Source organism: Candidatus Cloacimonadota bacterium (assembly GCA_020532085.1).
In the GTDB taxonomy this organism is placed as follows: domain Bacteria; phylum Cloacimonadota; class Cloacimonadia; order Cloacimonadales; family Cloacimonadaceae; genus Syntrophosphaera.
Genome location: JAJBAV010000050.1, coordinates 1 through 12649, shown reverse-complemented (window position 1 = coordinate 12649; position 12649 = coordinate 1). Strand labels below are relative to the sequence as shown.

The following is a 12649-nucleotide window of genomic DNA, read 5'->3' as shown; positions in this document are numbered from 1 at the left end:
TAGAGTGACAAAATATGAGCCTATCTATTTTGTCAAGAATTATTTGCAGATTTCAAAAACTACTTTTTGATCCTAAATGCTCTTACTTTTTAACCAGACCCTGAGGATTATGTGCAAAGGTCTTGATAGGTATAAACAAAGGGCGGGCAAACGCAAATCTCACTGCTTTTTCCCTATGTGAAAAGCCCCTATCGATCCGGAGCCACCAGGCCAACCGGCGCTTGAAAGCGCCGGACAGCGTCTGGGCCGCCTCTGAACACCCATCTCCGCGCACGGTGGCTGAAGCCACCGCCTTCCGTCTTTCACCCATGGGGCAGAAAATCCTGACCCGGCTGTGAGGTTGCCCGGCTGCTGTTCCCCGATCGCAGGCCCCGGAAGCGCCTCCCGCCTGATCGCCGCGTTTTGGGCGGGGATTATCCGGGGGACTGGAGAAGAGGTTAGACGCTGGCGATAAGTTCGGTCTCTCTGCGGCAAATTCACAGATTCGCAAGTTCCCTTTCTCCGGACCCTTTTGCCCCGGTCCAAGAGGATAATGTCCAAGATGCTGATATATATACTAGATAACATAATATATACTAATTTAGTAGGTATTAGTAGTTATATAGGTATATATGTGTAATATATGGATATATAATCATCTCTTGTCCCGGATGGAGCATTTACCCTCTGCTGGGTCGCTAAGAAGGGTACTTGGGAATTTGAGAATTTGCGGAGAGTGTCAGATTCGCAAATTCGCAAGTTCCCTTGCTCCGGACCTTTTTGCCCCGGTCCAGGAGGAGAATAGCTAAGATATAGATATGTATACTATATAACATAATATATACTAATTTAGTGGGTATTAGTAGTTATATAGGTATATAAATGTAATATATGGATATATGTTCGTCTCTTGTCCTGGATGTTGCATTTACCCTCTGCTGGGGTTGCTAAGAAGGGAACTTGCGAATCTGTGAATTCGACTTGGGGAAGGTTCCGAAATGTGTTGCTTCGGTCTTGGTTTTGGAATGATCCCTTTGACGCGACAGAGCCAATGCGTCATCCCGGACTTGATCCGGGATCCAGAAAAAGAACTGGATGCCAGCCTGCGCTGGCATGACGCTGACGCCAGGCGAGGTCGCTACAGACGCAGTCTGTATCGACACGCTCTGAGGGCATTCCCAGGACCGTCTGGATTCCGGGTCTGGCTCTGTTGGAGCCGATGCTCGTGACTCGCTCGACTCCAGCTTCACCGCCCGGAATGACGGAGCGGGAGAGGGCGTTGGAAAGTCTATATCCAGCCGATCCCTCCACCCACTCAGTTTGAAAGAGTGCCTCTTTTTCACTATGTCCATTTTCCCTTGAGCAAACAAAACCCCGGAGCGGGTGCCCGTTCAGGGGTTGATGGTTATGGTTCTGAAGCATTACTTCATCAGGATCATCTTTTTGGTGTTGCTGTACTTGCCGGCGCGCATCTGGTAGAAATAGACTCCGCTGGAGACAGCCTGGTTGCTGTGGTCGCGACCGTTCCAGGTGGCGGAGTAATTTCCGCTGGCCTTGGCTTCGCTGACGAGGGTTTTCACCAGCTGGCCCTTGACGTTGTAGATCCCGATGGTCACGGGCGAAGCTTCCTTCACGCAGTAGCGGATGGTGGTCTGCGGATGGAAGGGGTTCGGGAAGTTGCCCTGCAGTTCGGTGGACACGACGGGCAGGCTCGAATCGCCATCATCGCCGACAGGGGGTATCTCGTGCACGTCATCCACAAGGAAGATGTAGGCGTCGTCGGACACGCACTGGATGCCGACATAGATGTCGAGATGGTTGTAGCTCCACAAATCGTAGGTGTATTCGGTCCACTCGGTCGGGGCTTCAATATGGTTGGTGCCGCTGATGATGGTGAAGTCCGTCGGGTCAGTTCCGGAGGTGGACACTCCGACCTTGAACCTTTCGAGGCCGTAAACGGCGTTGTAACTCTTGGCCCAAAACCTGATCGCAGCGGGGTGGTTGAGCAAGGGTGTGATCAGCCAGTCGTTGTTGGGAGGGGTGGTGCTGGCAAAGCAGGCCGCCATCTTGAGGCCGCCGTGGGGTTCGGCGTCGGTGACGGGCGGAGTGGTGGCGGAAGGCACGAAGATCATGTAGGCCATTGCCGCGTTGGCGCTGGGCCAGGTGACCCCGTATATGCCATAGGTGGCGCTCAGGTCCACGTCCACCAGGGTCCAGGGGGCAAACTCCAGCGCGAAATTGGCGTAGGATTCGAAACCTTCCAAGAGCCAATCATACGCCAGTTGGAAGTGCAGCGTGGTGGTCTGTCCCGTTGTCACCACAACGCCATCCTGGGTGACCGAATGGTATTCCGGATGGCTGGCCGTGACGCTGTGCGTGCCGCTGTCCACCAGCATGCTGTAAGCCCCGCTGGAATTGGTGGTGGCGCTCACATCACCGCAGGAGACAGTGGCACCCATGATGGGGGCGGTTTGCAGATTGCGCACGATCCCGGCGATGGTGCCGACCTGGGTGACCTTGGCCAGCGGATTGGAAAAAGCCGGCTCGGAAAGCTCTCCGTTGAGGTAAACTGCTTTCACCGCCCAATAGTAGGTTCCGTCCGGCACGGCATACCAGCCTGGGTCCGTGAAGGTCGTGGCGGTGATGGGGGAAGGGGTCAGGCTCCACCAGAGGGCTTCATTGTTGGCCTGGCCTTGCAGGAAGCGCCAGACCATGTAGGCGGTTATGCGCTCGGGTTCCGGATCGGTCAGGTCCAGAGGAGTGAACTCGGTCACCGCGGAGAGAGGATCGAGGCCCACATAGCCCTGGATGTTCCAATTGAAGTCGCAATAGGCATTCACGGCGAGCAGGGTGGTCCAGTTGCCCTGCCAGTGGATCAGGTTGCCAAAGCCATCCGCCGCGGGACCGTAATCCATGCCCGCGTAAGCGGGATTTACTCCCGTAACGTCGCACAGGAAGCCGAACCACAGCTCTTCCGTGCCAGTGATCGGCACGGGAAAATCCAGCGAAACCGTGTTGTAGGAATTGAGGACCGGGATGATGGGCTGGTCCACCACCAGGGTGCCTGGCTGGGAAGCGTCTCCGCCGGTCCAGACCCGCACCGAGAAATTGCCTCCCTGGGCTGGCCAGATCCGCACCGCCTGCAAAAAACCTCCGGCATAGTCGGCCAACGCGGCTGGCGGAAAGCGGACCGCGACGTCAAAACTGAGCGAGCCCGCGGTGCCGAAAGAGGTGTTGTTCTCCCCGCTGTCGTAATGCAGCCAGCCTTCCAGAGCCACATTGGGTTCTTCCCAGGCCAGGTTTACAGAGTTTCCAGAGGCGGATTCCGTCGCCACCACATTCTGCGGAGGATAGGCGGTCTCGACCAGCAGCAAAACGCCCACGTCGTAATCGATCGAGCCTATTGCTAATTGCAACTGACCGGTCTGGTAGCCGGGCGCGCTGACGCTGAGAAGGTAAAGCTGTGGGGCATAAACTCCGCTGATCAGGAACTGGCCTGCGGCATCTGTGCTGGCGGCATATTCCGCGTAGCCGGAAAGGCTGATCTCTGCGCCTGCCAAACCAACGCCGGGAGCGTCACTGCCCACCACCATGCCGTAAACTGACACCTGGCCCAGCGGCGCCAGCACGAAATCCTGGCTGCTGGTCTGGTCCGCGGTGATCGTCACGGTGTGTAATTCGTTCGCGTAGCCGGTCTTGCCCGCGATCATGGTGTAGGTTCCCTGCGGGACATAGGGGAAGCCGTAGTTTCCGGCCGCGTCGGTGAGGGCGGAAAAGTTCGTTCCGATGATGGAAACCGCCGCCCCGGGCAGCGGATTGCGGCCGCTGCTGACGTTACCGGCCAGCGCGCCCGTTCCCGCAACATCCACAAAGAAGGTGGTTTTGGGAAACTGGCCCGTGACCCCGGTGGTGGGTGGATTATCCGGATCGATGGGGGTATTGTGGTTGAAGGTGTTCAAAGAGCGGTTGGAGCCAACGGTCTGGGCGAAAAATGAATCCACGGACATATAGTATTCGTCGTCCCAGGGCCGGAAGACCATCATCACGAGGTTTCCGCCGCCATACGCAAAAGGCGTGGCGAACGTGACGGTGATCTCATTCATCCCGGCAGGATAAGCCACATCGCCGGAAAACACCTGGGTCAGCTGGCTGGCAGGGATCCAACCGTTACTAAGGTCCGCGAGCGGGGTTTCTCCCAACCAGACTTGCGTGGGTTTGTTGGGAAGGTTGGAGAAAAAGTTGTTGTAGAAGCGAATGGCCGTGATCTGCCCACTGGCGTTCATCTCGCTGGCCAGATAGATGGTCTCGAACAGGCTGCTGCGGTAGTACATGTTCACAGGGATCAGGGCCTGCTGATCCCCGCTTCCGATCGTCACCGCGATTATTTCCCTCTCCCGGGACCCCTGGTCCGGATCCCCGTCCAGCATCTGGGCGGCGGCAGGAACGGAAAATGTGAGCATGGCCAGCGCCAAAACATAAAGCAGGCGTTTCATGGGCAAACTCCTTTGCGCGTGATCTCTGCCGCTTTCAGCAGTGGGAACTGTTTAACGTAAAGATCAGCACTCAGGGCAATCAACGCGGGCTCAGAAATTTTGTAAAGCAATTTTTTCGCGCTTCCCTGGTCAATGCGATGGATGGAGCCGGAACTGTTTCTGATTGATCATTTTGGCTATCCGTAAAAAAAACAAAAACCCCGGAGCGGGGGACCGTTCCGGGGTTGGGATCTTATAGATCTGACGAATTACTTCATCAGGATCATCTTTTTGGTGCTGCTGTACTTGCCGGCGAACATCTTGTAGAAATAGACGCCGCTGGAGACAGGCAGGTTGTTGTTGTCGCGGCCGTTCCAGGTGGCGGAGTAATTGCCGCTGGCCTTGCTTTCGTTCACGAGGGTCTTCACCAGCTGGCCCTTGACGTTGTAGATCTCGATGGTTACGGGAGTGGCTTCCTTCACGCTGTAGCGGATGGTGGTCTCCGGATTGAAGGGGTTCGGGAAGTTGCCGTGCAGCTCGGTGGCCACCACAGGCACGCCCGGATCTTCATTCGCGGTGCCGCCCATCACGAGCACGTCATCCACAAAGAAGATGAAGGCGTCGTTGGAGAGGCACTGGATGCCCACATACACGTTGCCGGGATAGCCGGCCAGCGAGTAGGTGTACTCGGTCCAGTCGATCGGGGCGGAGATGTAGTTGGTACCGCTGATGATGGTGAAGTTGTTGGGATTGGTATCCGTGCCCACGCCCACCTTGAAGCGCTCGAGGCCATAGTCGTCCGTGTAGGAGCGGGCCCAGAACTTGATCTCGGCGGGGTTGCTGAGCACGGGGGTGATCAGCCAGTCGTTGTTGGGAGGCGTGGTGCTGGCGAAGCAGGCAGCCTGTTTGAGGCCTCCGTGGGGTTCGGCGTCGGTGACCGCGGGGGTGGTGGCGCTGGGCACGAAGATCATGTAGGCCATCGCCGCGTAGGCGTTTGGCCAGGTGATCCCGGTCATGCCGTAGGTGGTGCTCATGTCCACGTCCACCAGGGTCCAGGGCGCGAAGGCCAGGGCGAAGTTGTCGTAGCTTTCGAAGCCGTCCACCAGCAGTTCCTGGCTGGGAGCCAGCTGGAAGTTCACGGTGGTGGTTTGGCCGGTGACCACGATCACGCCGGTCTGGGTGCCGGGGGCATAGCCGGCGGCGGTGGCGGTAACGCTGTGCGTGCCGGCAACCACTTGCATGCTGTAGGCGCCGGAGGCGTTGGTGGTGGCGGTCACATCGCCGCAGGAGACGGTGGCGCCCATGATGGGGGCGTTCTGCTGGTTGCGGACGATACCGGCGATGGTGCCGATCTGGGTTTGTTTCGGCACGACGTTGGAGAAGGAGGGAGTGGAGGTGGCGCCAGCTGTGTAGATGGCTTTCACGGCCCACTTGTAGTTACCGTCGGGCACGCTGCCCCAGCCGCCATCCTGCCAGGCAGTGGCGGTGATGACGTCCGGAGTGAGCTGGACCCAGGCGGATTCATTGTTCTCCTGGCCCTGAAGCAGGCGCCAGACCTTGTAGCCGTTGAGGACGCGGTCGTCGCGGACCACGGTCTCGTTGGCGACCTTGTTGGCGGAGGTCAGGCCGGATGAGTGCATCATCTCGCGGCTGATGGGACGCTTGGGCATCACGGTTTCAGGCGCGCGGTGGTCGTTTCCGGCAGCGCTCACGCGGGTGAGGGAGCTGGCGGGGAAGCGCAGGGTGGTGGTGGGATTGCCTACCACGATGTCATCGAGGAACCAGACATACCAGAGACCCTGGCCGTCGCCGTCCACAGCCTGCCAGGCAAGCTTGATCTCCTGGCCGGCATAGCTGTCCAGATCGACCGCGATGGGGGTGTCGTAGTAGTTCCAGCCGCCGGTGAGGGCGGTGGCATCCCAGAGGGTGGTCCAGGTGGTGCCGTCGGTGGAAACCTTCACGTTGTAATGGTCGAGGTTGGTACTTCCCAGATAGACATAGGTCCAGAAGTTGAGGTCAGCGGCGGGAGGGCAGATGAACTCAGGGGTGATGAGCCATTCATCCTGATGGGCATAATCCCACCAGAGGGCGGCCTGGTAAGCTCCGGTGTGGGGCGGGACCGCGGGTGTGAGGGCAACTTCGCCGACCTGGCACCAGGTGGGGTACACGCCGGTGGTTCCGGCAGCGCCGGTGTTGTTGATGATCTGGGTCCAGTCGGTGGGCGGGAAGGCCGTTCCTTCGAAACCTTCAGAGATGTCGGTGCCGCTGCCGGGCTCCATCCAGGTCACGTTGACCAGGCTGGGGCTGGCTTCGACTGCCTGCACCGCTCCCGGGGGAAGGGTGATCTCGGTGAGTACGAAGTTCAGGTTTGTGGTTTGCAGCCCGGTGATGCTCACGCCGGCCTGGGAACCAGCCTGGTAGCCGGTCTTCACGCAGGTGACGGTGTAAGTTCCCTGATAGACGCCGAAGGAGTAGTTACCGGTGGCGTCGGAGGTGCCGCTGTAGTCGCCGGCGGTGATGGTGGCCCCGGCGATCGGAACGTTGGTGCCGAATTCGGTCACGGTTCCGGACAGGACTCCCATCATGCCTTTGTGGATCTCGTTGGAGAAGGCGGCAGGGGACATCACGTCGTTGGTGTAAACAGCCTTGACGGCATATTTGTAAACGCCGGAGGGCAGCGGGGCCCAGGCGTTGTCGGTGTAGTTGGTGGGGGTGATGTTGGTGGGGGTCAGCGGAGTCCAGAGGGACTCGTTGTCCTGGTTCGCGGCCAGAAGGCGCCAGACCTTGTATCCGCCGAGGACGCGGTCGTTGCCGTTGGCTTCGCCAAAGGCACCGGTCTTCATGGCCAGCGGGGTGACTTCGGGAGCCCGGGTGGGAGCCGAGAAGCCCACGTAGCCGCGGATGTTCCAGTTGTAGTTGAGGGTCGGGGCCAGGTCGTAGAGGGTGGACCAGGCGCCGGCGTTGTAGATCATGTTGCCGAAGCCGTTCAGGGCAGGGCCGCCGTCACAGCCGGCGGGATACATGCCCCCGGTGTGGGTGACGTTGTAGCCAAACCAGAGTTCCTCGGTGCCGGAAACAACCACGGGGTTGTCCAGCAGCACGGTCTGGAACACATCGGCGGTGGGTACGGTGAAGGGCTGGTCAACCACCTGGGTTCCGGGAGAGGTGGGGGTTCCACCGGTCCAGACGCGCAGGGAGTAGGTGGCCGGATCGCCAGGCCAGAGGGAAATGGCGTAGAGGCTCATGCCGGCATAGTCGGTGAGAGCGGAGGCCGGGAAGCGGATGGCGGCGCTGAATTCACCGCCGGCGGTGAGGCCGATGCTGTCTTCGTTCAGGCCGGTGTCGTAGTAGATCCATTCGCCCACTGCGTTGGGATCCGGGGCCATCCAGGTGAGGGCCACGTTCGAATAGTCGGTGGCTTCAGTGGCAACCACCTGATAGGGCGGGAAGGCCAGTTCGTTCACGATGATGTCGTCCATGTTCACGTTGGTGGTGCCGACCACGACCTGGCCGGTCGCGTTCTGGTAACCCGTGGCGTGGGCTGTGTATTCGTAAGTTTGGCTGGCATAGACGCCGGTGATGGTGAATTGGCCGCTGGCATTGGTGGTGGCCTGGTAGGGATCGTAACCGGTGAGGTTGATGGTGGCGTCGGCCAGGCCCACGGTGGGCTGGTCGCTGCCTACGATGCGTCCGGTAACGGTGACCTGGGGCAGCTGGGTGAGCACGAAGTCCTGGGTCACGGTTTGGTCTTCGATGATGGTGACGGCGTGGGTAACTTCGTTGTAGCCGTGTTTTGTGGCCACAACGGTTTGGGCACCCATCATCACGTAGGGGAAGTTGTAAACGCCGTTGGCGTCGGTGGTGGTGGTGAGAGGGGTTCCGGTGATGGAGACCGTCGCTCCGGGCAGAGGGGTTGCGCCGTCAAAGACCGTTCCGGTAAGGGCTCCCATGTCGTCCACGATCAGGAAGAAAGTGGTCTTGGGGAACATACCGGTGGGGGCGGTGCCGGCGGGGGGCGCGGCCGGATCGAAGGCGGTGCCGTCTGAATAGACAGCCAGGGTGCGGGAAGTGCCGATGGTCTGGGTGCGGAAGTTGACTCCGCTGAACCAGCCGGTGTCCATGGGACGCTGCGCCATCACCACGAGGTTGCCGCCGCCATAAACGTACGGGGTCTGCAGGGTGATGTTGATGTCGTTTTGTCCCGTGGGGTAGTCCACCAGGCCGTCAAAGACGGAGGTGAGGCTGGTGGAGGGCACCCATCCTGCTGTGAGGTCGGCATCGGCGATCTCGCCCATCCAGATCTTGGTGGGTTTGTCCGTCAGGCCGCCGGCCAGAGTGAAGTCGTTGTAGTACTGGATGCCTGTGATCAGGCCGCCGATGTTCATTTCGTTGGCGGGATAGACCGTCTCGGACAGGCTGTTGTTGTAGAAGAAGTTCAGCGGGAGGAGGCCGGTTTGGCTGCCATCGCCGATGGTGACCGCCACAACGCCCACGGCCTGCACGCTGATGTTCATGTGCGGGGTCTGGTTGTTGGAGGCGATGCCGTCGTTGGCCAGCACCACTTCGCCCCAGATCTCCATCGCGCCGGTGGCGGAGGGGGTCCAGGTGATGGCAAAGTCGATGGTTTGCTGGGGAGCGATGGAGGTGCCGGGAATGGAGGCAAGCTCCACGTTTCCGGTGCCCATCAGTTTCACGCTGTAGGTGTTCTCGGTGTTGGCGCCGTTGTTTTTCACCGCCACCGTGTAAGTGGTGGGATCACCAACTGAGGGGATGGTGTTGCCGGCAATGCTCTGCGCGCCGAGGTCGTGTTCGAGGTTCACCGCGCTGACCGCTGCCGCCCAGCCGTTACGCTGGACCGAGCTGTCGGAGGTGAAGACGAAGGTCACGGCGTTGGAGCCGATCAGTTCATCCGGCAGGGCGGTGCCGGAGTAGCCGGCAGCAGGGCCGACCTGCGGGGCGGAGGTGTCCGGCCCGTTGTAGATCTTCAGGTAGTCCCAGCCGGATTCCAGATCGAAGTAGGTGAAGGTCACGTGGATGATCGAGGTGGGATTGGCGGCCGAGAAGGTGAAGGTATAGTTCTCGGAGTTTTGATACTGGCCGTCGGGTCCGCCGGAATCATAGAAGGCATAGGTCATGCCATCGGTCACGGACTGGGTGCCGTTGGTCATGGTAACCACCGGGCCGCCGGTGGTGAAGCTCCAGACCGGGCAGTTGACCGCGTCACCTTCGGCATTGAAAGGAATTATCTTCCAATAGTAGGTGGTGTTGATCGCCAGGGTGGGGGCATAGGTGGTTTCAGTGGTGTTTTGGATGAAGGGGGGCGGGTTGGTGGTGCCGAAATGCACCTTGTAGCCCGTGGGGGCGCCGCCGCCGGAAGCCCAGTTGAGGGTGGCGGAGGTCATCACATTGACAGCGCCGTCAGCCGGGGAGACGATCTGCGCCGGGTTGGGCGGTTCGTCAACAACCAGGGCTTCCATGTTGAACCTGATGTTGGAGCGGTTCAGGCTGGTGGTGCCGGTGGTGGCTGTGCTGGCTTCAGCGGTGTCGCTTTGGAAGCGCAGCGAGCTGTTGAACGTGGTGGTCGAATAGTAAGTCGAAGCGTTCTGGGTATAATCACCCGGGATCAGCGAGGTGTAGACATCGACCAGGATGTTCGAAGTGCCGTCCCAGACAAAGGGAGCCGAGAAGGTGTGGGTGTTCCAGCCAACCACGGGCAGGAAATCGTTCTGCACGAACACGGTTTGGTAGGTACCGTCTTCGAAAGTGGTGGTGAGAGCTGTCTGGGTGGTGTGTTTCAGCCGGATCGTGTAGTTCGGCATGGGGGAACAGGTATTCAGGGCGGCCACGTTGAAGGCCACCGAATTGATGTTCCCGGGTCCGCCGCCCTGGTCTTCGATCTCCGAGGCAAGCACGAGGTATTGCTCGCGGAAATTTTTGTACCAGGTGCCATAGGGGGCCGGACCGCCGGTGGTGGTGTTGGTGGTGGTTCCGTTGCCTATGGTAACGTTGATCTGGGCATAGACGTTGCTGAACATGCCGATTGCAAAAATCAGCAGCAGCGCGAAAAGAAGGGTTCTTTTCATAGGATATCTCCTTTTCCCATTTTATTATTTAGGGTTGTACCTCAAAGTTGACCGGACGGTCAGAGCCCTGCACCAAGGATGCCCCGTCCGTATCCTGATATTGACATTTTTTTCCTTGGTTCGCAATCAAACCATTCAGTGGATGTTCAATCACTCTATGAACGCCCCCGCAAGGGGCCTGAAAAAAATCTAATACTTTCGTTCTGCTTTTCTGTCAAGCAATAAATTGGCCAATCCCGCTAAAGAATTGCAGGCCAAGCCGGTTGCCGCCGGCAGGGAGGGTTCAGAGGTCCGGGAATTCCTCCATCAGGATGCGGCCGCAACTTTCACAGAAATTGATTTTTTTGCGCAGTTCCAGTTCGATGCGGATCTGGGGCCGGATCACGAATCCGCAGCCGCCGCAGGCCCCGTTGCGCTCATAGACCACGGCGCAGTTGCCCTTGTTCTTGATCATGTTGGCATACTGGCGCACGAGGTTTTGGGGCAGGGTCTGGGCCAGCTGGGTGCGTTCGGCGCGGAGTTTGTCGATCTCGGCGTCCAGCGATTCGATCTTTTCGCGCAGGTCGCCTTCGCGTTCGCGCTTGGTCATTTCCGCGGCCGCGAGGTCTTTCTTGTCCTGCTCCACCTTCTGCTTGGCCATGTTCTCTTCTTCCATCAGTTCCAGTTCCTGGCTTTCCAGCTCCGAGATCTTGTCCTTCAGGTAGGCGATCTCGCTGTTCAGGGCTTTGTATTCCTTATTGGTCTTGATATCGGAAAGCTGGGTGGCGTATTTTTTGATGGTGGCCTGGTTTTGTTTGATTTCGCCTTCCAGCGCGCGCTGTTTCTTTTCGGTTTCGGCGCGTTCGGTTTCGCTGCCCAGCAGGTTCGCGGTGGCGGCGTCCACCCGCTCGATGATGTCGTTTAGTTCCTGGGGCAGCTGTTGCTGCAGCAGCCTCAGGGCACCGATCTGGTCGTCCAGTTTCTGCATTTTTGCCAGGGTGCGCAGTTGTTCTTCCATCGTCACTCCTTAAATAAAAGACTGATGTCCAGCGACTGGTAGGAATGCGTCAGAGCGCCGCTGGAGATATAATGTACGCCCGTCTGGGCCAGTTTGGCGATGTTGGCGAGGGTAACTCCGCCGGAAACTTCGAGTTCCACCTTTTTGCCGAAGCGGCGCACGCAGGCGCGGATCTGGGTGAGGTTCATGTTGTCCAGCATCACCCTGTCCACTCCGGCGCGTACGGCTTCCTCAAGTTCCTGGATGGTGGTAACCTCCACCTCGATCTTGTGGGCGGTGTTGTGTTTCTTCACGCGGGTCACGGCTTCCGAGATGCCGCCGCAGGCGCGGATGTGGTTTTCCTTCAGCATCACCATGTCGTAGAGGCCAAAGCGGTGGTTGAAGCCTCCGCCCACGCGCACGGCGTATTTTTCCAGGCCGCGCAGCAGCGGTGTGGTTTTGCGGGTGTCAAGCAAACGGACAGGGCTGCCTTCCAGCTCGCGGACCATGGCGCGGGTGAGGGTGGCGATGCCGCTCATCCTCTGCAGAAAATTCAGCGCGGTGCGCTCGCCCTGCAGGATACTGGCGGGATTGCCCTCCACGCGCATGATCTCGGCGCCGGGCTTCACATCGTCCCCATCGCGGTTGTAGAGCGTGATCTTGAGGCCTTTGTCCACGGTGAGGAAAACCTCGCGGGCGATGTCGAGCCCGGCCAGCACGCCTTTGGCTTTGGCGATCATGAAGGCCTGCTCGGGAACGGGTTCCAGCTCCAGATAGGCCGTGCTGATGTCGCCGCTGCCGATGTCCTCAGCCAGGGCCAGGCGAATGATCTCACTGCTGTTCATGTTTCCTCCGGGATAAAAAAAAAGCATCCGCGCGCGCAGATGCTTTCTTGCCAAAAAAGCTGTCAGTCAGGTCACTTATCTGTTTGTTTCGGGAACACATATGTTTTTGAACCTCTTCAGCGTGCCACGCAATCTCAAAGGCTCCATCTTGTCAAGCAGTATGTTGCCTGGCATTCCCCCATTTTTTTATACCAGCCTGATTTTCATTTGCCATGGTTCGATCAGATCGGCTCTATATGGTGACTTGTTGTAGTGGGTGACGCGTTGCAGGCAGATTCTGATCACTTGGCAGAG

The 12649-nt window shown here is 58.9% G+C and carries 4 protein-coding genes; all 4 read right to left on the bottom strand.

Annotation, left to right across the window (positions count from 1 at the left end; genetic code table 11):
• Positions 1-1400: 1400 nt before the first annotated feature.
• The gene (locus LHW45_10190) at positions 1401-4472 is read right to left on the bottom strand and encodes a carboxypeptidase regulatory-like domain-containing protein (GenBank protein ID MCB5285940.1); all 3072 of its coding nucleotides are present in this window, start codon (positions 4470-4472) and stop codon (positions 1401-1403) included.
• Positions 4473-4720: 248 nt separating this feature from the next.
• On the bottom strand, positions 4721-10534 hold the full coding sequence (locus LHW45_10185) for a carboxypeptidase regulatory-like domain-containing protein (protein MCB5285939.1): 5814 nt from the start codon (positions 10532-10534) through the stop codon (positions 4721-4723).
• Positions 10535-10817: 283 nt separating this feature from the next.
• Positions 10818-11531, bottom strand: a complete 714-nt coding sequence (locus LHW45_10180) for a C4-type zinc ribbon domain-containing protein (protein ID MCB5285938.1) — start codon at positions 11529-11531, stop codon at positions 10818-10820.
• Between the two features lie 2 nt (positions 11532-11533).
• The gene (gene nadC, locus LHW45_10175; GenBank protein ID MCB5285937.1) at positions 11534-12355 is read right to left on the bottom strand and encodes a carboxylating nicotinate-nucleotide diphosphorylase; all 822 of its coding nucleotides are present in this window, start codon (positions 12353-12355) and stop codon (positions 11534-11536) included.
• Positions 12356-12649 lie beyond the last annotated feature (294 nt).

Coding starts and splice junctions, on each gene's coding strand:
- LHW45_10180 (MCB5285938.1), bottom strand. CDS start 11,531: ATGGAAGAACAACTGCGCACCCTGGCAAAAATGCAGAAACTGGACGAC.
- LHW45_10190 (MCB5285940.1), bottom strand. CDS start 4,472: ATGAAACGCCTGCTTTATGTTTTGGCGCTGGCCATGCTCACATTTTCC.
- LHW45_10185 (MCB5285939.1), bottom strand. CDS start 10,534: ATGAAAAGAACCCTTCTTTTCGCGCTGCTGCTGATTTTTGCAATCGGC.
- nadC (MCB5285937.1), bottom strand. CDS start 12,355: ATGAACAGCAGTGAGATCATTCGCCTGGCCCTGGCTGAGGACATCGGC.